The organism is Burkholderia sp. Ac-20379, assembly GCF_017104645.1.
Classification (GTDB): Bacteria; Pseudomonadota; Gammaproteobacteria; order Burkholderiales; family Burkholderiaceae; genus Burkholderia.
Window position 1 is genome coordinate 1 of record NZ_JAAGPF010000084.1, and the last position, 20603, is coordinate 20603.

20 protein-coding genes are annotated in these 20603 nt (G+C 67.8%); 13 read left to right on the plus strand and 7 right to left on the minus strand.

Translation table 11 applies throughout. From position 1 onward, the window contains the following. The 5 genes from G3N92_RS34925 to tldD all read left to right on the plus strand — a co-directional run. Positions 1-465: energy transducer TonB (locus G3N92_RS34925; protein WP_241014771.1), on the plus strand; the 465-nt coding region annotated here is incomplete at its 5' end. A gap of 27 nt (positions 466-492) precedes the next feature. Next, positions 493-1203 (plus strand): MotA/TolQ/ExbB proton channel family protein, encoded by a 711-nt coding sequence (locus tag G3N92_RS13635; RefSeq protein WP_206128076.1) that lies wholly within the window; start codon positions 493-495, stop codon positions 1201-1203. Between the two features lie 9 nt (positions 1204-1212). Beyond that, positions 1213-1680 carry a biopolymer transporter ExbD gene (locus G3N92_RS13640; RefSeq protein ID WP_206128052.1) on the plus strand — a complete coding sequence of 156 codons (468 nt, stop codon included), beginning with the start codon at positions 1213-1215 and terminating at the stop codon, positions 1678-1680. Positions 1681-1859: 179 nt separating this feature from the next. Continuing rightward, on the plus strand, positions 1860-3191 hold the full coding sequence (locus G3N92_RS13645; protein ID WP_206128053.1) for a metallopeptidase TldD-related protein: 1332 nt from the start codon (positions 1860-1862) through the stop codon (positions 3189-3191). A 40-nt stretch (positions 3192-3231) separates the two neighbouring features. After that, positions 3232-4704 carry a metalloprotease TldD gene (gene tldD, locus G3N92_RS13650; RefSeq protein WP_206128054.1) on the plus strand — a complete coding sequence of 491 codons (1473 nt, stop codon included), beginning with the start codon at positions 3232-3234 and terminating at the stop codon, positions 4702-4704. 97 nt (positions 4705-4801) lie between these two features. Here tldD and G3N92_RS13655 read toward each other — a convergent pair whose 3' ends face one another. Both G3N92_RS13655 and G3N92_RS13660 read right to left on the minus strand, forming a co-directional pair. Beyond that, positions 4802-6586 carry an ABC transporter ATP-binding protein/permease gene (locus G3N92_RS13655; RefSeq protein ID WP_206128055.1) on the minus strand — a complete coding sequence of 595 codons (1785 nt, stop codon included), beginning with the start codon at positions 6584-6586 and terminating at the stop codon, positions 4802-4804. 77 nt (positions 6587-6663) lie between these two features. Beyond that, positions 6664-9033 (minus strand): TonB-dependent receptor, encoded by a 2370-nt coding sequence (locus G3N92_RS13660; RefSeq protein WP_241014772.1) that lies wholly within the window; start codon positions 9031-9033, stop codon positions 6664-6666. A gap of 502 nt (positions 9034-9535) precedes the next feature. Between G3N92_RS13660 and G3N92_RS13665 the strand changes: the two genes are divergently transcribed. The 4 genes from G3N92_RS13665 (at position 9536) to kdgR (ending at position 12809) form a co-directional block, all read left to right on the plus strand. Continuing rightward, positions 9536-10102 (plus strand): TetR/AcrR family transcriptional regulator, encoded by a 567-nt coding sequence (locus G3N92_RS13665; RefSeq protein WP_206128056.1) that lies wholly within the window; start codon positions 9536-9538, stop codon positions 10100-10102. A 235-nt stretch (positions 10103-10337) separates the two neighbouring features. Then, on the plus strand, positions 10338-10763 hold the full coding sequence (locus tag G3N92_RS13670; RefSeq protein ID WP_206128057.1) for an organic hydroperoxide resistance protein: 426 nt from the start codon (positions 10338-10340) through the stop codon (positions 10761-10763). A 69-nt stretch (positions 10764-10832) separates the two neighbouring features. Next, entirely contained in the window at positions 10833-11870 is a 1038-nt protein-coding gene (locus G3N92_RS13675; RefSeq protein ID WP_206128058.1) for an alpha/beta hydrolase, read from the plus strand. A gap of 78 nt (positions 11871-11948) precedes the next feature. Further along, positions 11949-12809 carry a DNA-binding transcriptional regulator KdgR gene (kdgR, locus tag G3N92_RS13680; RefSeq protein WP_206128059.1) on the plus strand — a complete coding sequence of 287 codons (861 nt, stop codon included), beginning with the start codon at positions 11949-11951 and terminating at the stop codon, positions 12807-12809. Positions 12810-12827: 18 nt separating this feature from the next. Here kdgR and G3N92_RS13685 read toward each other — a convergent pair whose 3' ends face one another. Both G3N92_RS13685 and G3N92_RS13690 read right to left on the minus strand, forming a co-directional pair. Continuing rightward, positions 12828-13709: a LysR substrate-binding domain-containing protein gene (locus G3N92_RS13685; RefSeq protein ID WP_206128060.1), complete on the minus strand. Its 882-nt coding sequence runs from the start codon at positions 13707-13709 to the stop codon at positions 12828-12830. 321 nt (positions 13710-14030) lie between these two features. Next, positions 14031-14471, minus strand: coding sequence for a MerR family transcriptional regulator (locus G3N92_RS13690; RefSeq protein ID WP_206128061.1), 441 nt, complete (start codon positions 14469-14471; stop codon positions 14031-14033). Positions 14472-14546: 75 nt separating this feature from the next. Here G3N92_RS13690 and G3N92_RS13695 point away from each other — a divergent pair, with 75 nt between their 5' ends. Together G3N92_RS13695 and G3N92_RS13700 are read left to right on the plus strand one after the other, a co-directional pair. Beyond that, entirely contained in the window at positions 14547-15776 is a 1230-nt protein-coding gene (locus G3N92_RS13695) for an NADH:flavin oxidoreductase/NADH oxidase family protein (RefSeq protein WP_206128062.1), read from the plus strand. Positions 15777-15979: 203 nt separating this feature from the next. After that, positions 15980-16684 (plus strand): SDR family oxidoreductase, encoded by a 705-nt coding sequence (locus G3N92_RS13700; RefSeq protein WP_206128063.1) that lies wholly within the window; start codon positions 15980-15982, stop codon positions 16682-16684. Positions 16685-16768: 84 nt separating this feature from the next. On the opposite strand, the gene G3N92_RS13705 is transcribed toward G3N92_RS13700, so the two are convergent. After that, complete coding sequence (locus G3N92_RS13705) at positions 16769-17392, minus strand: LysE/ArgO family amino acid transporter (RefSeq protein WP_206128064.1); 624 nt, start codon at positions 17390-17392, stop codon at positions 16769-16771. A gap of 99 nt (positions 17393-17491) precedes the next feature. Between G3N92_RS13705 and G3N92_RS13710 the strand changes: the two genes are divergently transcribed. Next, positions 17492-18382, plus strand: coding sequence for a LysR family transcriptional regulator ArgP (locus G3N92_RS13710; RefSeq protein ID WP_206128065.1), 891 nt, complete (start codon positions 17492-17494; stop codon positions 18380-18382). 75 nt (positions 18383-18457) lie between these two features. Here G3N92_RS13710 and fnr read toward each other — a convergent pair whose 3' ends face one another. Then, entirely contained in the window at positions 18458-19216 is a 759-nt protein-coding gene (gene fnr, locus G3N92_RS13715; RefSeq protein WP_206128066.1) for a fumarate/nitrate reduction transcriptional regulator Fnr, read from the minus strand. A gap of 133 nt (positions 19217-19349) precedes the next feature. Continuing rightward, positions 19350-19814: a universal stress protein gene (locus G3N92_RS13720; RefSeq protein WP_206128067.1), complete on the minus strand. Its 465-nt coding sequence runs from the start codon at positions 19812-19814 to the stop codon at positions 19350-19352. A gap of 425 nt (positions 19815-20239) precedes the next feature. Here G3N92_RS13720 and G3N92_RS13725 point away from each other — a divergent pair, with 425 nt between their 5' ends. Continuing rightward, a complete protein-coding gene (locus tag G3N92_RS13725; protein ID WP_206128078.1) occupies positions 20240-20476 on the plus strand; it encodes a hypothetical protein in 237 nt (78 codons plus the stop codon). Positions 20477-20603: the final 127 nt, after the last annotated feature.

The window sequence follows — 20603 nt, forward strand, 5'->3', positions numbered from 1 at the left end:
CACCACGTCCGCCTCTCGCTCTTCTTTCCTCTCTTCTTTTTTTTTTTCAAGCAGCAGACGGCATACGAGCTACTCTATGGTGACTGGACTTCCGACGTGTGCTCTTCCGATCTGCCCGCGCCCGACGCGACGCATCCTCCCGCGCCGGGCGCCAGCCGACCGAGCCTCGATACCAAGCAGATCAGCAGCGGCGACATGGCCCAGCTCGGTTGCCGGATTCCGGCGCCGGTCTATCCGGCCAAGGCGAAGCGGCTCGGTCAGGCCGGCGTGGTGACGCTGCGCGTGACGGTTGCCACCGACGGCCATATCGCCCACGCGGTGGTGAGCCGTTCCAGCGGCTATCCGGCGCTCGACGATGCCGCGGTCGAAGCGTTGCAGGCGGGCCGCTGTCAACCCTATATCGAGAACGGCGCCGCCCGCCAGGTCGAAGCGAGCCAGCCGATCGCCTTTCATCTGGATGACTGAATGTCGTCCATCATTTTGGAGTCGTACATGGAACATTACGGGCTGGCCAACGTCTGGCAACAGGGCGATCTGATCATCCGTTTCATTCTGGTCTTTCTCGGCGGCATGTCGGTGGTGTCGTGGGCCGTGATGATCGTGAAGGGGCTGGCGAACCGGCGCCTCGCACGCTTGGGTCTTGCCGCGCACACACGCTTCTGGGCGGCGCGTTCGATCGACGAGGGCATCGAGACGCTGGAACGCGGCACGCACGACAACCCGTATCGCCAGCTCGCGCTGGCCGCGCGCGAGGCCAGCGAACAGAAGCACCAGCCGCTGTTGGAGGACGGCCTGGGCGGCGGCGAGTGGATCGCTTACTGTGTGCGCAACGCGCTCGACGAACAGGTGGCGCACCTGCAAAGCGGCCTTGCGGTGCTCGCCTCGATCGGCAGCACCTCGCCGTTCGTGGGGCTGTTCGGCACCGTGTGGGGCATCTATCACGCGCTGGTGGCGATCGGCGCTTCCGGGCAAGCCAGCCTCGACCACGTGGCCGGCCCGGTGGGCGAGGCGCTGATCACCACGGCGGTCGGCCTGTTCGTGGCGATTCCGGCGGTGCTCGGCTACAACTTCGTGGCGCGCGGCAACAAGAACGTGGGGCAGAAGCTGTTGCGTTTCTCGCATCAACTGAACGTGTTCTACGTCACGGGGCATCGCAAGCAGCAGGACCGCCTCGACAGCCGGGCCGCCCGGCTCAGCGCCTGAGGCGCGGCCATGTCGATCCTCAACGATCCCTCCGCTTCGGGCGCCGGCGACGGCTTCGTCAACGACATCAACATGACGCCGCTGATCGACGTGATGCTGGTGCTGCTGATCGTGTTCATCATCACGCTGCCGGTGATGAACCAGGCCGTGAAGGTTGCGCTGCCGAAGGCCACCGCGCAGGCCGTCGACCCCTCGGCCAAGGACATCGACGTATCGATCACGGCCGACGGCACGGTGCTGTGGAACCGCACGCCGGTGGATGCCGCGGAACTGGCCGCGCGTATCGCCGCGGCAGCGGCAGCCGCCGGCGGCGCGCAGCCGCCGGCCGTCAACGTCTACGCCGACGAAGCCGTGCCCTACGGGCGCGTGGCCAAGCTGCTGGCGAGCGTGCAGGCCGGCGGCCTGTCGCGCATCAACTTCGTGACCGATCCGCCGGGCGCACCGGCCACCGCTTCGCCGGCCGCCGCCGCTCGCTGATCCTTCAACGCCGCGTGCCGGCGCCGGTTCGCGCTCCCGTGCATTCGCGCGCCGGGACGGGCCGGCGCGCGCACGCCGCGCCGGCCGATCGCGGCCCGGCGCGTTTCCTCGTGTCGTTCGTCATCCGGAGCTTTCGTATGTCAGCCCATGCCCCTCCCGCCGTCGTGGCGACTCACGCCATGGCGCCGCCTGAACACGCCGCCGAACACGTGCTCGCGCTTGCCCTGGCAGCCGGCGCGAGTGCCGCCGAAGTGCATGTCAACGACAGCGAATCGCTGTCCGTCACCGTGCGCGGCGGCAAGCCCGACGAGCGCGCGTTTCGTCATGCGCACGGCATCTCGGTGAAGCTGTATCTCGGCCAGCGCTGTGCCACCGTGGCGTCGTCGGATCTTTCGCGCCCGGCCCTGCAGGCGCTGATCGCGCGCGGCCTGGAGATCGCGGCGATCACCGCCGAGGACGCCAGCGCCGGCTTGCCGGCCGGCGCCGATGTCGCCGCGCCGTCGAGTGCCGATGCGCTCGATCTCGATCACCCCTGGGATTTGAGCCTGCACGATGCGGTGACGCTGGCATCGCGCATCGAAGCCGCGGCGTTGGCGGTGGATCCGCGGGTTCCGCAAACCGAGGGCGCGTCGGTGTCGAGCGCGCGCAACCGCTACTGGCTGGCCAATAGCGACGGCCTGGCGCTGGCCGGCAGCGCGACCTCGCACTCGCTGGCGTGTTCGCCGGTGGCGATTCATGACGGCCAGAAGCAGGTGGACGGCTGGTGGGACACCTGTCGCCGCGCCACGGATCTGATCGATCCGGAAGCGCTCGGCCGCCACGCCGCCGGGCGCGCGCTGGCCCGGCTCGGGGCGAAGCCGGTACCAACCCAGACCTGCCCGGTGTTGTTCGATCCGTCGAGCGCGATCGGGCTGCTGGGCGATTACCTGTCGGCTGCGACGGCCGGGAGGCTGTACCTGCACCGCTCGTTCCTCGGCGGCGCGCTGGGCAAGCCGCTGTTCGCGCCGCACGTGCGTATCGACGACGATCCGTTCGTCGTACGTGGCATCGGGAGCCGTGCCTGGGACGGCTCCGGCCTTGCCACGCGCGCACACACGGTGGTGCGCGACGGCGTGCTCGAGTCTTACTTCGTCGATCTGTACGGCAGCCGCCGGCTCGGGGTGGCGTTGGCCGACCATTGCATCGGCCCGACCAACCTGCGTCTGTCCAGCAGCCTGACCCGCGCGGAGGACGGCTGGCAGGCGATGCTCGCGCGGCTCGGCACCGGGCTGGTGGTGTGCGGCATGACCGGGCAGGGCGTCAATCCATTGACCGGCGATGTCTCGCGCGCGGTGCACGGCTTCTGGGTCGAGCGCGGCGAGATCCGTCATCCGGTGGCTGGCGTCACGGTGGCGTCGAACCTGCTGGACATGGCGCGCGGCCTGGTGGCGGTCGGCGCCGACACGCTCACGCGCGGCAACAGCACCACCGGCTCCTGGCTGATCGACGGCATGCGCGTGGGCGGTGCCTGACATGACGTTCTCCTCACTTTCTCCATCCGATCCCATCGCCATGTCCGATTCCGTTTCGTCTTCCCGCTCGTCGCCCGCGATTCCCGAGGCGGCCGCGCATGCGTTGCTGGCCTCGCGAGGCCTCGATCTCGGCGACCTGTTCGGCTGCGTGTCCCGCGCGATGGGCGCGCATGCCGATTTCGCCGACCTGTTCGTGCAAGCGTCGGTGTCCGAACACTGGGCGCTCGAAAAAAGCGCGGTCAAGCGCGGCGCCTATCACGCCGACACCGGCTTCGGCCTGCGTGCGGTGCACGGCGAGCAGGCGGTGCTGTCCACATCGCAGCGCGTCGATGCCGAGGTGCTGCGCCGCGCGGCCGGCATCGTATCGGGCGCCGCCCCTCAGGGCGGCGGGCCCGCTCGCACGATTGCATTGGCGAGTCGCGCCGAGCCGGCACGTTATTACCCGTCGGACGATCCGCTCGGCACGCTCGATGCGGCCGCCAAGATCGCGTTGCTCGAACGCGTGGATCGCCACGCGCGCGCTTGCGATCCGCGCGTGGCCGAAGTCGAGGCGAACCTGTCGGCCACGCATCAACTGGTGGTGATCGCGCGCAGCGACGGCCGCCACGCGGTAGACGTCCGGCCCCTGGTGCGGCTCGACATCAACGTGCAGGTCGCGCGCGGCGGCGCTCGGGAAAGCGCTTCGCGCACGCTGGGCGGCCGGGCCGGCTACGCGATGTTCACCGATCGGGCGATCGGCGCGGCGGCGCGGGAAGCGGTGGACGCGGCGCTGTGCAAGCTCGACGCGCGCGCCGCGCCGGCCGGCGTGATGAGCGTGGTGATCGGCCCGGGCTGGAACGGCGTGTTGCTGCACGAAGCGGTGGGCCACGGCCTGGAAGGCGATTTCAACCGGCGCGGCGCATCGGCGTTCGCGGGACGGATCGGCGAACGGGTGGCCGCGCCCGGCGTCACCGTGGTGGACGACGGCACCGTGCCCGGCAGCCGCGGTTCGGTGTCGGTCGACGACGAGGGCACGCCGGGTCGCTGCACCACGCTCATCGAGGACGGCATCCTGCGCGCCTACCTGCACGACGAAACCAACGCGCGCCTGATGGGCACCGCGTCTACCGGGAACGGCCGCCGCGAGTCGTATCAGGCGCTGCCGATGCCGCGCATGACCAACACCTACATGCGGGCGGGCGAACGCGATCCCGAGGAGATCGTGCGCTCGGTAAAGCGCGGCATCTACGTCGCGCATCTTGGCGGCGGCTCGGTGGACATCACCAGCGGGCGCTTCGTGTTCTCCGCTTCGGAAGCATTCCTGATCGAGGATGGCCGGCTCGGTGCGCCGATTCGCGGCGCCACGGTGCTCGGCAACGGGCCCGAATCGTTGAAGCAGGTTCGGCTGATCGGCAACGATCTCGCGCTGGACACCGCGATGGGCGTGTGCGGCAAGGCCGGTCAAAGCGTGCCGGTCGGCGTCGGCCAGCCCACGCTGCGGATCGACGAGATGACGGTGGGCGGCACGGCCTGAACATCGCGGCGACAAAAAATCGGCCCCCCGCGATTGGCATCGCGGGGGGCCGTTGTCTTTCATGCAGCGCGACGACGCGTGGCGGCTTGCGCGGCGATCAGCCTTCGCCGGCCGTTTCGAGCGGCGCCGCGGTGTGCATGCCGAGCTCGATCACGTGCTCGTGGAACGCCGCGACGCCCGGCCGGTGCGCGACGCTGACCACGGTCGCGTGCGGCAACGCATCGAGCATCGTGCGGTACAGCGTGCGTTCGGAGGTTTCGTCGAGCGCGCTGGTGGCTTCGTCGAGGAACAGATAGGCCGGGCGCTGGAGCAGGATGCGCGCGAACGCCAGCCGCTGTTGTTCGCCGCCTGACAGGCGGTGCGCCCAGCGGTCCACCACGTCGAGCGAATCGGCGTAATGCGCCAGCCCGCAGCGGCGCAGCACCGCATCGGCGCGTGCCGTATCGAGCGTGTCGCCGGTCAGCGGATAGGCCAGCGCGTCGCGCAGCGAACCGGTGGCGATATAGCTGCGCTGCGGCACGAACATCAATGCCTCGCGCGGCGGCATCGAAAGCGCTCCTTCGCCGTATGGCCAGATGCCCGCCATCGCGCGCAGCAGGGTGCTTTTGCCGCTGCCGGAGCGGCCGCGAATCAGATGATGGCTGCCCGCCGCGATGACAAAGGCCGGCGTGCGGGCCAGCGTCGCGCCGTTCTGATCGGTCAGGCGCAGCGCGCCGGCCGCGATGCCGGGGCCGTCGTGACGGCGCAGCGCGAGCCGCGGCGCGGCGGCTTCACCGGGCGCGGCCGGGCTGGCGGCCTGCGCGCGGGTGGCGTCGAGCAGTGTCAGCAGACGGCGCGTGACCGCGCGCAGCGTGGCGAATTCCTGGTAACACTGCGGGAAAAAGGCCAGCGTGCCGGCCACCGAGCCGAAGGCCGACGACACGCGCATCAGCCAGCCCACCGTCAGCCCGTGCGCGGCCATTTGCGGTAGCGCGAGCAGGGCGGGCAGGATGCTGCTGATCTGCCCCGGCACCTGGGTCGAGAACATCACCATCGAGGTCACGCGGATGATGTCGAGCGCATTGCCGCGCACCAGCGCGAAGCTGCGCTTGAGTCGCGTGGCTTCGGTGGCCGCGCCGCCGTAGAACGCCACCTGCTCGGCGCCCTCGCGCAGTTGCAGCATCATGGCGCGGAAATCCGCCTCGACGCGTTGTTGGTGGGCGTTCAGGAACATCAGCCTGCGCCCGGTCACATGCGTGATCAGCAGCGTGGCGCCGGTATAGGCGAACACCGCGAGCACCATGTAACCGGGAATCGACAGGGTGGCGCCGCCTGCATGGAGCGTGTACGCGCCGGTCAGCTTCCATAGCACCACGCTGAACGTGAAGGCCGACACCGGCACGCTGATGATCGAAAAGCTCAGCCGCAGCGTGGTGGAGACGAACAACCGCACATCCTCGGCGATCCGCTGGTCGGCGTTGTCGAACAGCTTGTCGCGCTCGATGCGGAAGTAGCTGTCGCCAGCGGTCCAGGCATCGATCAGGTGGCGCGTGAGCCAGGTGCGCCAGCGCAGCACCAGCAGTTCGTGCAGCACGTAGCCGATCAACACCAGTGTGGCGGCCACCAGCACCACGCCGAGAAAGCTCAGCAGCAGGTGCGGAATGGCGGCGAAGCGGGCGGCGCCGATCGCGTCGTAAAAGCGCCCGGACCACTGATTGCTCCAGACGCCGATATAGACGCTGGTAAAGCTCAGTCCGATGATGACGGCCGCCATTGCCGCCGATGTCGGCGCCTCGGACGAGCGCCAGTAAGGCAGGACGAGTTCGCTCACGCGGGATTGCGGCCGGCTGCCGCGCGTTTCGGATTCGCGGTAGTCGAGATCGGTTGGGGGCAGGGCGGACATGGGTTCGGCAGGCAGGGCGGGGGAGGAACGGCGCGCCGCCGGCATCGCGACGGGGCGTGCCGGCGGCGGGGTGAGGCTCAGAAGTCGTAAGTCCCGGTCAGCAGCACGGTGCGCGACGGTCCCATCGGAATGAAGCTCGAGCTGACGCTGCTGTAGTACAGGTTGCGGTTGAACACGTTCTTGACGGACAGGTTCAGGCCGTAGTGCTTCTTGCGATAGAACAGGCCGACATCGGTTTCGATCTGGCTGGGCAGGTGATAGGCCGGCAACGCGGTGTAGCCCGCGTCCTGGCCGCTGGCGTAGAACAGCCCCACGCCGAAGCCCACACCTTGCAGTGTCGCGTTCTGGAAGTTGTAGGTGGTCCACAGGCTGGCGGTGTGTTTCGGGAAATTCACCCGCAGCGTGGGGTTGTAGCTCTGCTGGTAATTGTTGTAGGTGTACTGACCGATCACGTTGAGCCCCTTGGCCACCTGCCCCTGGAGCTCCAGCTCGAAGCCGCGACTGACCGAGCCGGTGGTGCCGAGCGAATAGCCCGAGTGCAGCGGATCGCTGACCGGCTGGTTCGTGTACGAAGCGCGATAGGCCGCCATCGTCACGGCGAGCTTGTCGTCCAGCAGATTCATCTTCACGCCGACTTCGGCCTGGTCGCTGCGCTCGGGCGGCAACAGCGCGCCGGAGAACGTGATGGCCGTGGCGGGCACGAAGCTACGGTTGTAGCTCGCGTAGGCGGCGAGCTCGTCGGTCAGCTGGTACATCAGGCCGAGGCTCGGGCTGTAGGCGGATTGATGCGTGCCGGCGCTCTGCCGTCTGCTGCCGATGATGTCGAGCGTCGACAGGTAATTGTCGCGACGAATCGAGCCGAGCGCGTGGAATCTGCCGATGTTCAACTGCTCCTGCACGTACAGCCCGCTGCGGGTGGTCGCGTAATTCAGGCTCGGTTGCAGGTCGGCCGACAGCGGCGGCACGGAATAGCTTCCCCAGATATTGGGAATGGTAAAGATGTTCGACTGGTTCTCGTCGAGCTGCGCCACCCGGCTGTAGCCATAGTCGAAGCCGATCAGCGTGGTGGACTTCACCGAACCGTAGTCGTACTTGATGCGCGCATAGCTCTGCGTGCTCAGCGTGTAATAGACCGACGACGAGTTGAAGCCGAGCAGCGTCAGCGAATCGCCGGGGCCGATCGTCGTGGCGGTGCCCCAGCCGAGCTGGTGCTGATACGAGCGCAGGTAGTTCACGCGGTTCACGAAGCTCAGATGGTCGTTGATCTTCTGCTCCCACTTGCCTTCCACCTGGTCGGAACGTGTGGTGAAGGCATCCTCCCGATTGCCGAGCGCCTGGCGAAAATAGCTGTTGTAAAAGCCGCCGCTCGCGTAACCGACCGTGAACTGGGGGAACGGATCGCGCGTGACGATGTGCGTGTAGGCGAGTTGCAGATCGGTGTGGGCGTCCTTCCATTCGATGGTGGGGGCGAAGTACACATGCCGGCCGCCGTCGTAGCCCATCGCGGATTCGGTCGATTTGTCGCCGGACAGCACGAAGCGGTACAACAGCTTGCCGTCCTTGGTCAGCGCGCCAGTGCTGTCGAACGCGAGCTGCTTGTAGCCGTACATGCCGATTCCCATCTGGATTTCATGAAAGGGTTCAGCCTGCGGCTGTTTCTTCGTGATATTGATCACGCCGCCGGGCGGCGAATCGCCGGCCAGAATCGCCGACGGCCCTTTCACCACTTCCACGCTGGAAATCGCGATCGAGGGGATCAACGACGTGGCGGCCGGGTTGGTCGAGTTCGCGCCGGCCATCGACATGCCGTCGAGCATCACCGGCGCGCCGGTAAAGCCGCGTATCGAGAAATTCGGCACGCCGTATGGCCCGGGCCGCGTGATCACGCCCGAGGCATTGCGCAGGATGTCCGCCAAGGTCGTATCGTTTTGGCTCTGAATTACCGCCGCATTGATCTCGGTAATCGATTTCGGCGTTTCGCTCAGCGGCGTGTCGGTGCGCGTGAACGTGCTGGACGACTCGGTGAGAAAGCCGGTGCCCTTCGAGTCGCGGGTTGCCGCCACGCTGATCAGCGGTAGCTCCGCCGAGGGTTCCTCGGGCTGCGTGGCCGCCGCTTCCGGGGCGGGCGCGGCCGTCTTGGCCGGCGGCGTGGCTCGGCGTAGCGTCAGATGATTGCTGTCGGTGACAACCAGCTCCACACCGGTGCCGGCCAGCGCCTGGCGAATCGCCTCGGTCGGCGCGAGCCGGCCTTCGACGGGCGCCGAGCGCGCCGAGCCGACCAGTGCCGGATCGAACGAAAGCGGCAGGCCCGTGCGCCCGGCGATCTGGATCAGCACCTGGTTGAGCGGGCCGCTGGCCAAGTGGTAATCCTGCACGCCGGCCGTGTTGCCGGTGGCCTGGGCGTGTGCGTCCGCCGCTGCGAGACATTGCGCGGTCGCGATGGCCAAGGCAATGGCGTGGGGGCGGAGCAGCCTTCGGCGATGCGAAGTCACGTTCATCATGTGTCGTTTGATCAAGTGATTTATCTGTCGGGCATCACGCGTAAGCACCGGGCTGGTCTCTCGCGCGGCTCAAGCTGCTAGCGGAGCGGCGTCATGGAATCGCGCGACCGCCGGGCGGCGGGCACACGTCGCGTTTTCACCCGTTATGTCGAACGACGAGTGCGAAAGTGACACCTGCCGGGATGCTTTTTTTAACGCGACGTTCAGCCAGGCCGGATCGAGGTGCTGCGAGGCCGGGCATGACGCGACGGCCGGCATGCCCGGCGAGCGGGCTGCGTGAGCTGTGCGGCGGACGGTTCGCTTGCCGTGTCCGCGGCAGGCAATGCAGCCTGAGCTTGGTGCGGGATTCGGTCCGCCAGGGAAAGTCGGTCGCGCATACCTTACCCTTCCCAAAAAAGTTTCCCCCACCCCCTTGACTCTCTACCTTCTAGTAGATAAATTACACCACATGGAAACGAAAACACCCGTCCGAGACCAACTGCTGGAGCACGCGATCGAACTGATCATGCTGCGCGGCTTCAACGGTTTCAGCTACCGCGATCTGTCCGAGCGGGTGGGCGTCAAAACCTCGAGCATCCACTACTACTTCCCCGCGAAGGACGACCTGGTGCTCGAAGCGGTGCAGCAGTACAGCGAGCGCGTGATGGCCGGTATTGCGTCGATCGACGCCGCCCTGGCTGCCGACGCGAAGCTGAGCCGCTACACCAAGCTGTTCGGCAAGACGCTCGGCGACGGCAACCAGATCTGCCTGTGCGGCATGCTGGCGGCCGATATCGAATCCCTGCCGGAAACCGTGCGGCACGCGGTGCAGGCCTTCTTCAGCGCGAATGAGCGCTGGCTGGCGGCGCTGCTGGCGCAAGGCGCGAAGGAAGGCACGCTGGCATTCAGCGGCAAGCCGGAGCATGCGGCCCGCACGCTGTACGCGGCCTATCAGGGCGCGGTGCTGGCCAGCCGGTTGTTCCAGCAGAAGGCGCGGCTGGATGAAGTCGAAAAGGCGTGGAAAACACGCGCCTGACGGCGGAGGTCTCACAAGCAGGCAAAAGGCGGATCACCGCCTTTTTATTGAAGTCGGTTATCTATCTACGAGTAGATAAATTCGACGGAAGACATAAGCAGAACCAGCAGCACATGCAGTCAGCAGCACAGCGAGCAGGCCATCCGGTCTGCATTTTTTGAAGCACGATGTCTATCGTGTAGTAGATAGATTCAAGCAAATCATCCACTTACTCATCAGGAATCAGGAGCCCATCATGTCGATCGAAAACGTTCTCTACCGTGCCCACGCTCACGCAACCGGCGGCCGCGACGGCCGTGCCGTGGTGCCCGAAGGCAAGCTCGATTTCAAGCTGGTCACGCCGCGCGAGCTCGGCGGCGCGGGCGGCGAAGGCGCGAACCCGGAACAACTGTTCGCGGCCGGCTACAGCGCCTGTTTCCTCGGCGCGATGAAGTTCGTCGCGGCGCGCGACAAGATCAAGATCCCGGCCGACGTGTCGATCGACGGCAGCGTGGGCATCGGCGCGATCCCGAACGGCTTCGGCATCGAAGTGGAACTGAAGATCGCGTTGCCGGGCATGGACCGCGAAGCCGCCCAGGCGCTGATCGAGAAGGCGCACATCGTCTGCCCGTACTCGAACGCCACGCGCGGCAACATCGACGTCACGCTCACGCTGGTCTGAGCGCCGTCCGCCCGCGCCGTTCATCGCACCGCCACCGACACCGTCACCGAGATTGCTGAGGAATCCATCATGAAGATCGTCAAGTCCGCCCTGATCGCCACCGCGATCGCCGCCGCCAGTTCCGCCTTCGCCGCGGGCGCAGCCAACCCGGCCGCGCCGGCCAACCAACCGGATGCGGTCACGAGCCGCTTCCTCGCAGCGCTGAACGGCCAGAAGGGGCCGGGCCTCGAAACGCTGTCGCCGGAAAAGGCGCGACAGGTGCTGGTGGGTGCGCAGAACAGCGTGAAGGTGGATCTGTCGGGCATCGAGGTGACGAACCGCACGATCGAACAGGACGGCCTCAGCGTGCCGGTCACGATCGTGCGTCCGGAAGGCGTGAAGGGCACGCTGCCGGTGTTCATGTTCTTCCACGGCGGCGGCTGGATCCTCGGCGATTTCCCGACGCACGAGCGCCTGGTGCGCGATCTCGTGGTGCAATCGGGCGCGGTGGCGGTGTTCGTCAACTACACGCCGTCGCCGGAAGCGCGCTATCCGGTGGCGATCAATCAGGCGTACGCAGCAACCAAATGGGTGGCCGCGCACGGCGACGAGATCGGCGTGGACGGCAGCCGCCTGGCGGTGGTGGGCAACAGCGTGGGCGGCAACATGGCGGCGGTGGTGTCGCTGATGGCGAAGGACAAGCACGGCCCGGCGATCCGCTTCCAGGGCCTGCTCTGGCCGGTCACGGATCACGATTTCAACGACGGCTCGTATCTCGCGTACCAGAAGGATCACTTCCTGACGCGGCCGATGATGAAGTGGTTCTGGGATGCCTACACGAAGCAGGAAGCGCAACGCAACGAGATCTACGCGTCGCCGCTGCGCGCCTCGACGGACGAACTCAAGGGCCTGCCGCCGGCGCTGATCGAAGTCGCGCAGTTCGACGTGCTGCGCGACGAAGGCGAAGCCTACGGCCGCAAGCTCGACGCGGCCGGCGTGGAAGCGACCACCACGCGCTACAACGGCACGATCCATGACTTCGGATTGCTGAACGCCCTGGCCGAAGATCCGCCGACCCGCGCGGCGATGAAAGCGATGGCCGACCAGTTGAAGGCGCGCCTGAACTGAGCAGCATCGCACGCGCCTTGACGCAAGCGCTGCGCGACAGGCTATCCTTGGCGGTTTCGAATCTCACGGAAGCCCGCCATGAAATCCACGCCTGAATCGCGCAGCGCCGGCCCCGACGCCGCCGCGCCTGCAGAGGCCGGCGGCGAACGCACGGAATCGGTCGCGGCGGTCGGCAAGGTCTTCACGATCCTCGCGGCGGTGGGCGCGCGCGGCGCCTGCGACGCGGCCGAACTGTCGCTGCAACTGGGCATGTCGCGCACGGCCGTGCAACGGCTGCTGCATACGCTCGACACGCTCGGTTACGTGGTGCGCGAAGCCGGCGGCGAGCGTTATCGCCTCGGCATCCGCCTGTTCGAGCTGGGCGCGAAGGCGCTGGAGAGCGTGGATCTGGTGCGCGAGGCCGATCTGGAAATGCGCCGCATCGCGGCCACCACGCGCGAGGCGATTCATTTGGGCGCGCTCGACGAAGACGCCATCATCTACATCCACAAGATCGACGCCGATTACGGCCTGCGCATGCAGTCGCGCGTGGGGCGCCGCAATCCGCTGCACAGCACGGCGATCGGCAAGGTGCTGCTGGCCTGGATGCCCGAGGACGAACAGCGCGAAACGCTCGCGCGCGTCGAGTTCAAACAATCCACGCCGCGCACGCTGGCCTCGGCCGATGCGCTGCTGGCCGTGCTGCCGCAAGTGCGCCGGCAGGGCTACGGCGAGGACGACGAAGAACAGGAAGAGGGGCTGCGCTGCCTTGCGGCGCCGATCTTCAACCGCTTCGGCAATGCGGTCGCGGGGCTGTCGATCTCGTTTCCGACGATCCGCTGCGGCGCGAACACCACCACGCATTACGTGGCGCTGCTGCGCGAGGCGGGGCAGGCGATCTCGGCGCGGATCGGCTATCGCGGCGACTGGCCGGGGCCGAAGCCGGGCGCGCCGCGCTGAGCGCGCGCCGCCGCGTCGTCAGGCCGCCGCCTTGCGCAGCGCACTGCGCATGAACGATACGAAGCGCGCCGTCACGGCATCATGACGCGCCTCGGGCCAGCCCAGGCCCACGCGCCATTTCGCATCGCGGTCGCGCAGTTCCTGCACGGTGGCGTCGCGCAGCAAATGCCGCGCGCCCGACGGGAGGAAGGCCACGCCGGCGCCCGCCGCCACCGACGCCAGCACCGATTGCACATCCTCCGCCTGCTGGCTCACATTCGGCACGAAGCCGCGCGCGCGGCACCAGCGGTCCACCTGCGCCGCCAGGCCAGCACCGCGCGAGCGTTGCAACATCACGAAACCGAGCGCGTTGAGCGCGTCGAGCTGCGCCGGCACCTTCACCTGCTTCAATTGCGGCGGCAGCGCCAGCGCGAGCCGTTCGTCGAGGACACCGAACGAAGCGAGGCCCGGCGCCGACGGCAGCCGCAGGAACCCCGCATCGAGCTTGCCGGCCAGCATGCGCCGCGTTTGCTCGGCCGACGACAGATCGCTGAGCGTGATCGACACCAGCGGATGGTGGCGGCGGAATTCGGCGATCAGCGGCGGCACCAGCGTCAGCACCGAAAGACAGATACCGATGCGCAGATGCCCGCGCTTGCCGCTGCTCGTTTCGCGGGCGCGCGCGAGGATCTCGTCGGCGTCGCGCACCAGCGATTGCGCGTCGGTCACGAAGGTGTCGCCGAACGGCGTCAATTCCGCGCCGTGGCGGCCGCGCTCGAACAGCCGGCCGCCCACGCTCGCCTCGAGCGCGCCGATCTGTTTGCTGAGCGCGGGCTGGCTCAGGTGCAGCGCATCGGCGGCGCGCCCGAAATGGCGCAGCTCGGCGACGGTCAGAAAGGCGCGCAGCAGTTTCAGTTCCATTCCGCAGGGTTATCGGTTCGCTCGAAACATTCATTTTACGGATCGATGACGAACGCGTTCAATGGGCATCTCTCTCGATGCCGGCATGCCGGAAAGGAACCGCGATGCGTGCCCGACGCCCGAACCCCTGTCATGCCGCGAACGACGCGCAGCCGGAGGCCGCACCGATGCAACCGGAGCCGGCGGTCGGCAAGCGCGCGCGATCGCGATTCGCAACGGTGGCGCATGACGCGCCGCAGCCGGCGGCAACGGGCTCGATTGCCGTGAGCGTCGCGATCGTCGCGTTTCGCAACTGGCCGCGGCGCGGCCTGTGAGCGTGCGCTACACCGCTTCGGTTTTGCGATCCAACCCCACCAGCGGCGCGCCGGCCAGTTCGCCGAGCACGCGCCGCGCGTTGTCGCGGCAATCGACCGTGTCGGGCTTGTTCTCCACCTCGCCGATCAGCGCGAGCAGTCGCGCCTTGGTGAGCGCGAGCTGCTGCTCCATGGCCTCGATGTCGGCGATCTTGGCGCGCAGCTTCGGCACCAGGTCGCCGTGCTGCCAGTTCGACAGATCGTCGGGCAGCATGCCGCGGATCTCGTCGAGCGAGAAGCCGGCCTGCTGGGCGCGCACGATCACGGCCAGCACGAGCTGCGCTTCCGCCGTGTACTCGCGGTAGCCGTTGGCCTGGCGCATCGCCGCGCGCAGCAAGCCACGCGCTTCGTAGAAGCGGATGCGCGACGCGGCGAGGCCGGTGCGTTTGGCCAGTTCTCCTATCTTCATCGTGGCGATCCCGTGCTTGACATTGAAGCGAACTTTAATCTTATCGTCGGCTTCATTCAATGCGGGGAGCTGCTCATGTCACTGTTCGATTCGTTGACCTTACCGAACGGCGCGGTCGTGCCGAACCGCCTCGCCAAGGCGGCGATGGAGGAAAACCTGGCCGATGCCGATCACGCGCCCTCGGCCGGGCTGGTGCGCCTGTATCGCGCCTGGGCGGACGGCGGCGCGGGGCTGATCCTGACCGGCAACGTGATGGTGGACCGCCGCGCCATGACGGGCCCGGGCGGCGTGGTGCTCGAAAGCGACGCGCATCTGTCCCGCTTCGCGCGCTGGGCCGACGCCGCCCGCGCGGGCGGCGCGCAGGTCTGGATGCAGATCAATCACCCAGGGCGGCAGATGCCGGCGGCGCTCGGTCAGCCGACCGTGGCGCCGTCCGCCGTGCCGCTCGACATGGGGTCGTTCTCGAACCGCTTCCCGGTGCCGGAAGCGATGAGCGAGGCGCGCATCGCCGATGTCGTGCAGCGTTTCGCGCGCGCCGCGCAACTGGCCGAGGCGGCGGGCTTCACGGGCGTGCAGATCCACGCGGCGCACGGCTATTTGCTGAGCCAATTCCTGTCGCCGCTGGCGAACCGGCGCACCGATCGCTGGGGCGGCGCGATCGAGAACCGCGCGCGTTTGCTGATCGAGGTGGTGCGTGCCGTGCGCGAGCGCGTGAGCCCCGGCTTCGCGGTGGCGGTCAAGCTCAACTCGGCCGATTTTCAGCGCGGCGGTTTCGACGCCGACGACGCAAGGCAGGTGGTCGCGATGCTCGGCACGCTGGCGGTCGATCTGATCGAGTTGTCGGGCGGCAGCTACGAGGCGCCGGCCATGCAGGGCCAGGCGCGCGACGGGCGCACGCTGGCGCGCGAGGCCTATTTCCTCGAATTCGCGCGCGACATCGCGGCCGTGTCGCGCGTGCCGCTGATGGTGACGGGCGGGATCCGCCGGCGCGCGGTGGCCGAACAGGTGGTGGCGAGCGGCGTGGCGATGGCCGGCATCGCCACCGCGCTGTCGATCGATCCGGCCCTGCCGCGCCGCTGGCAGGCCGGCGAGGAGGTCGCGCCCGCGCTGCGCCCGGTCACGCTGAAGAACAAGGTGCTCGGCGCGATGGCCAACATGGCGATGGTCAAGCACCAGCTCGTGCGGCTGAGCCGCGGGCGGCGCACCAATCCGCAGGTCTGGCCGGTTGGCGCGCTGATCCGCCAGCAGCTTTCGGATGCGTGCCTGACGCGCCGGTATCGCCGCTGGTCGGCGAAGCTGGGCTGAAGGCTGTAGAAAAATTGTCGACGAGATCGCCGAATATCGACCAATCTATAGGTGATTGAAATCTGAGAGACAGTAGAAAATCTACTGAATCGATGCAGATTTGATGATTCGACACGCACGCCCCGCCGTCCTACAGTGCCGTTTGCACGAGGCGGCGCGCGCACCGGCCGCCTCCCATTCATTCGGGATCTTCGGGAGAAATCATGTCTGCACAGAAAGTTGCGCTCGTCACGGCCGCCGGCAAGGGCATGGGCGCCGAAATCGCCCGCGAGCTGGCCGCGCAAGGCTATCGCGTGGCGCTGATGTCGCCGTCGGGCAGCGCGGTGCGTCTGGCCGAGGAGCTGGGCGGGTTCGGCGTGACCGGCTCGGTGGCGGAGGACGCCGACATCGAACGGTTCGTCGCCGAAACGCTGGCGAAATACGGCCGCATCGACGCCGTCGTCAACAACACCGGCCATCCGCCCAAGGGCGACCTGCTGGCGATCGAGGACGAGAAGTGGCATGTCGGCCTCGACCTGATCGTGCTGAACGTGGCGCGCGTGCTGCGCCGCGTGACGCCGGTGTTCCAGAAGCAGGGCGGCGGCGCGGTGGTCAACATCTCGAGCTTCGCGGCCGATGCGCCCGAGCAGACGATGCCGGTGTCGTCGGCGCTGCGCGCCGCGCTCAGCGCGTTCACCAAGCTCTATGCGGATCGCTACGCCAGCGAGAACATCCGCATCAACTCGGTGCTGCCGGGCTTCATCGACAGTTGGCCCGAAACGCCGGAAATCGTTGCGCGGATTCCGGCCGGCCGCTTCGGCAAGACGCAGGAAATCGCCAAGACCGTGGCATTCCTGCTGTCGGACGGCGCGGGCTACATCACCGGGCAGAACATTCGCGTCGATGGCGGGATCGTCCGCTCGCAGTAAGCCGCGCAAGCTGTAACGACAACGCCGGCCGCGCCCTGAGCGCGCGCCGGCGTCGTCGTCTGGCGCGACCGATACGCGGCATGTTCAGCGCAACTGCACGGCCGCCAGGCACAGCACCATCCCGCCGATCGCACCGTCGAGCAGACGCCACGCGATCGCCTTCTTGAACCACGGCGCCAGCAGGCGCGCGCCGTAGCCCAGGCCGACGAACCACACGAGGCTGACCGCCATCGCACCCACCGCGAAGGACGAACGCGTGCCTTCGGCTTCGCGCGCACCCGCGGTGCCGATCAGCAGGAACGTGTCCAGATAGACGTGCGGATTGAGCCAGGTCAGCGCGAGCGTGGCGACGATCACCGTCCACGCGCGCTGCGGCGGCGGGGCGATGCCGCCGGCCGCGCCGGTGTCGAGCGTGGCGTGGCCGGGCTTCAGCGCGCGCCGCAGCGCGCTGAGGCCGAACCAGGCCAGATAGGCGAGGCCGGCGTACAGCACGCCGTGGATGAAGGCCGGGTAGCGCGCCACCAGCGCCGAAGCGCCGCCGACGCCGGCCGCGATCAGCAGCATGTCGGAGAGCGTGCAGAGCACGACGATCTTGCCGACGTGCGCGCGCTGGATACCTTGGCGCAGAACGTAGGCGTTCTGCGCGCCGATGGTGACGATCAGCGAGGCGCACAGCGCCATGCCGTGGGAGAAAGCGATCCAGTTCATATATTGGGGACAGTAGACTTGGGCTGCGGATGGCGCTAGTCTGCGGCTTCGGTATGGCTAAGAAAAGCTAATTTCCCTAATGCGGATGAAGGAAAACTGATGCTCGACTACGCGTTGCTCGATGCGCTCGCGGCGGTGATCCGGCACGGATCGTTCGAACGCGCGGCGAAGGATCTGAACGTGTCGCCGTCGGCCGTCTCGCAGCGCATCAAGCTGCTGGAGGAGCGGGTGGGCGCGGTGCTGGTGAAGCGCGGGCAGCCGTGCGTGGCGACCACCTCGGGCGCGCTGCTGTGCCGCCATACCGAGCGCGTGCAGTTGCTGGAGGCGGAGCTGTCGGGGCAGGCGCCCGAACTGCCGGGCATCGGCGGCGCGTGGCCGACCTTGCGGATCGCCGTGAACGACGACAGCGTGGCGACCTGGTTCATGGATGCCGTCGCGCCGTTCTGCTCGCGGAGCGGCACGCTGCTCGATCTGGTGATCGACGATCAGGACTACACGGCGGAGCGGATTCGCGACGGCAGCGTGCAGGGCGCGGTGACCGCGCAGGCCGAGCCGATTCAGGGCTGCCGCTCGACGCGGCTCGGCAGCATCCGCTATCACGCGGTGTGCTCGCCCGACTTCCACGCGCGCTATTTTGCGGACGGCCTCACGCGCGATGCGCTGCGCCGCGCGCCTTGCGTGGTGTTCAGCCCGAAGGACAGCCTGCAATCGCGCTTCATCCGCCGCGCCACGCGCACCGATCTCGATCCGCCGAAACACTGGATTCCGCACGTGGCCGGTTACTTGCGCGCGTGCGAGACGGGGCTCGGTTGGGGGATGTGCCCCGACCGCATGATCGCGCGGCAGGTGGCGGCGGGCGAGATGGTCGACTTGTCGGCAGGCCGCAGCATCGACGTGGAGCTTTACTGGCAAAGCTGGCGGCTGTCGATCGGCTGGCTCGACGAATTCAGCCGGGTGCTGAAGACCGAGGCGGCGCGCTGGCTCGACTGAACGACACGGCGCCCCGAGGGGCGCCGTGCGGCATGGCTGAGCCGAACCGATGACATCGCGGCGGGCTGCCGCGTTTTACACGGCGCGCAGCCCGTCGAAATCGAGCACGCGCACAATGCGGCCTTGCATCGACAGCAGGCCGGCGCGCTGGAACTTCGACAGCGTGCGGCTGACCGTTTCGAGCGTGATGCCGAGGTAGCTGCCGATTTCCTCGCGCGTCATGCGCAGGTTGAATTCGGACGACGAATAACCGCGCGCCAGGTAGCGCGAGGAGATGTCGAGCAGGAACGTGGCCACGCGCTCGTCGGCGTTCAGCGAGCCGAGCAGCACGGCCTGCGAGGTTTCGCGCACGATCTGCTCGCTCATCAGCTTGAGCACGCGCGCCTGCAGCGTGCTGGCCTCGGCGCACAGCGAACGCAGCGGCGAATAGGGGATCACGCAGACGGTGCTGTCCTCCAGCGCGATGGCGGTGCGCGGGTGCTGATCGCCGGCGATGCCGTCGAAGCCGAGCGCTTCGCCGGCGAGGTGCAGGCCGGCCACCTGCTCGCGGCCGTCCTGGCGCGTGGCGAGCGTTTTCAGCGCGCCCGAGCGCACCGCGTAGAGGCTGTCGAACGCGTCGCCTTCGCGGAACAGCGTGTCGCCGCGGCGCACCGGGCGCGCGGCGCAGATCACCGATTCGAGACGTTCCACCGCCTCGCTGCTGAGGCCCTGCGGCATGCAGAGATGGCGCATCGAACAGGTGGAGCAATGGGCGGCTTGATGAGGCGCCCAGGCGGTGGGCGGGCGGGGGCGGGCCGGTTGCCGCGTGGCGGCTGGGGTGACGGGGGGCAGCATGGTGATGCTCGCTCAAGGAAACGCAACCGGATCATTTTCCCACCGGCGTTTCTGCGATCTGAGCGGCAAAACGCCGCGACGCAGCGTGCATTTCCGTTGCGCCACGGCAAAGCAATCAGTTTTCCGAATTGTCTTATGCGTCGTCCTGATGCGCGGCGGCCGTCGGGATCAGCAAAACCGGCAACGTGGCCTGCCGGATGCATTGTTCGGCGATGCTGCCGAGCACCAGCCGCTTGAAGCCGCGGCGGCCGTGCGTGCCGAGCACGAGCAGGTCGGCGCCGTATTCCGTGGTGGCGTCGAGGATCAGCGAGGCGACGTCGGCCAGCGTGGTGGCCTCGCCGGTGACCACGTCGCCCTGCACGCCGGCTTCGGCCATCAGGCGCGCGAACTCGCGGGTCAGATCGCCGCCTTGCGCGATCAGTTGCTGGCGCAGCACCGACGGGTCGTAGCCCGGCACGTTGTAGTAGAGCGCGGCGTTCTCGATCGCGTAGAACGCGCGCAGCGTGGCGCGTTCGGAGCGCGCGAGCGCAAGCGCGGAATCGAATGCGTGACGCGAGGTTTCACTGCCGTCGACGGCGACGAAGATGCGCTGGTACATGATGGCTCCGGGGTGCGGTGAGGGAATCGTCCGGCGCGCCGCGCGTGTCGTGCGGGCGCCGCTCGCCTGAGCATATACGAGCGGTCGGGCGCGTGCATCGGCGTGCGGCCGGGGCGTTTTCACGATGTGGAGACGCCGGCGCGGTTCGCGCCGTGTTGCGCGCCGCCAGCGCAACACGGCGGCGCCCGATCGGTATAAACCCGCGCTGCGGCGTCGCAATGCGCGGCGGTAGCGGCATGTGCGCCGCCAAGCGATCCGAATGCTTTTTTTCGGGTGGCTGGCGCGGGATCGACCGAGTATGATGCCTTTTCGAGATGGCGCGCCGAGATCGCGCCGGCCGCGCGAATCCTGCCCGCAACGGGCGCCGCGGCACCCTAACGACGTGTAGTGAAGAAGAACGCAAGGGACTTAAGGTGGGGCAGCTCATGCATTCGACGACAACGGCATTCACGCATCGCGGTTACCTGTTGAATTGCGCACCGGCGCGGATCGGCAGCGGGTTGTTCCAGCCCTATGTGGTGATCTCCCGATCGAGCGATGGCGAATTGGTCGCGAATCGTTTTTTCCCCTCCGATCTCCATTTCGGCGACGAAAGCGACGCCATCGCGCACGCGCGCGACTGGGCCGTGCGCTGGATCGACGCAAGCAACAAGACCGTCTAGCCGGGCGGCGCGCCAGGCCCCCGCACGGGCGGGGTTTCGCGGACGCAGGCGAAACGCGGTAATCTTGTCGGCCCTGTCATTCCTCTTATTCCACCAGCGCGGCTGGTTCCGGCGCACCTCGCGCGCC

What these genes read in the sequence shown, in the direction of transcription:
- G3N92_RS13635 (WP_206128076.1), top strand. Translation starts at nt 493, where the DNA reads ATGGAACATTACGGGCTGGCCAACGTCTGGCAACAGGGCGATCTGATC.
- G3N92_RS13640 (WP_206128052.1), top strand. Translation starts at nt 1,213, where the DNA reads ATGTCGATCCTCAACGATCCCTCCGCTTCGGGCGCCGGCGACGGCTTC.
- G3N92_RS13645 (WP_206128053.1), top strand. Translation starts at nt 1,860, where the DNA reads ATGGCGCCGCCTGAACACGCCGCCGAACACGTGCTCGCGCTTGCCCTG.
- tldD (WP_206128054.1), top strand. Translation starts at nt 3,232, where the DNA reads ATGTCCGATTCCGTTTCGTCTTCCCGCTCGTCGCCCGCGATTCCCGAG.
- G3N92_RS13655 (WP_206128055.1), bottom strand. Translation starts at nt 6,586, where the DNA reads ATGTCCGCCCTGCCCCCAACCGATCTCGACTACCGCGAATCCGAAACG.
- G3N92_RS13665 (WP_206128056.1), top strand. Translation starts at nt 9,536, where the DNA reads ATGGAAACGAAAACACCCGTCCGAGACCAACTGCTGGAGCACGCGATC.
- G3N92_RS13670 (WP_206128057.1), top strand. Translation starts at nt 10,338, where the DNA reads ATGTCGATCGAAAACGTTCTCTACCGTGCCCACGCTCACGCAACCGGC.
- G3N92_RS13675 (WP_206128058.1), top strand. Translation starts at nt 10,833, where the DNA reads ATGAAGATCGTCAAGTCCGCCCTGATCGCCACCGCGATCGCCGCCGCC.
- kdgR (WP_206128059.1), top strand. Translation starts at nt 11,949, where the DNA reads ATGAAATCCACGCCTGAATCGCGCAGCGCCGGCCCCGACGCCGCCGCG.
- G3N92_RS13685 (WP_206128060.1), bottom strand. Translation starts at nt 13,709, where the DNA reads ATGGAACTGAAACTGCTGCGCGCCTTTCTGACCGTCGCCGAGCTGCGC.
- G3N92_RS13690 (WP_206128061.1), bottom strand. Translation starts at nt 14,471, where the DNA reads ATGAAGATAGGAGAACTGGCCAAACGCACCGGCCTCGCCGCGTCGCGC.
- G3N92_RS13695 (WP_206128062.1), top strand. Translation starts at nt 14,547, where the DNA reads ATGTCACTGTTCGATTCGTTGACCTTACCGAACGGCGCGGTCGTGCCG.
- G3N92_RS13700 (WP_206128063.1), top strand. Translation starts at nt 15,980, where the DNA reads ATGTCTGCACAGAAAGTTGCGCTCGTCACGGCCGCCGGCAAGGGCATG.
- G3N92_RS13705 (WP_206128064.1), bottom strand. Translation starts at nt 17,392, where the DNA reads ATGAACTGGATCGCTTTCTCCCACGGCATGGCGCTGTGCGCCTCGCTG.
- G3N92_RS13710 (WP_206128065.1), top strand. Translation starts at nt 17,492, where the DNA reads ATGCTCGACTACGCGTTGCTCGATGCGCTCGCGGCGGTGATCCGGCAC.
- fnr (WP_206128066.1), bottom strand. Translation starts at nt 19,216, where the DNA reads ATGCTGCCCCCCGTCACCCCAGCCGCCACGCGGCAACCGGCCCGCCCC.
- G3N92_RS13720 (WP_206128067.1), bottom strand. Translation starts at nt 19,814, where the DNA reads ATGTACCAGCGCATCTTCGTCGCCGTCGACGGCAGTGAAACCTCGCGT.
- G3N92_RS13725 (WP_206128078.1), top strand. Translation starts at nt 20,240, where the DNA reads ATGCATTCGACGACAACGGCATTCACGCATCGCGGTTACCTGTTGAAT.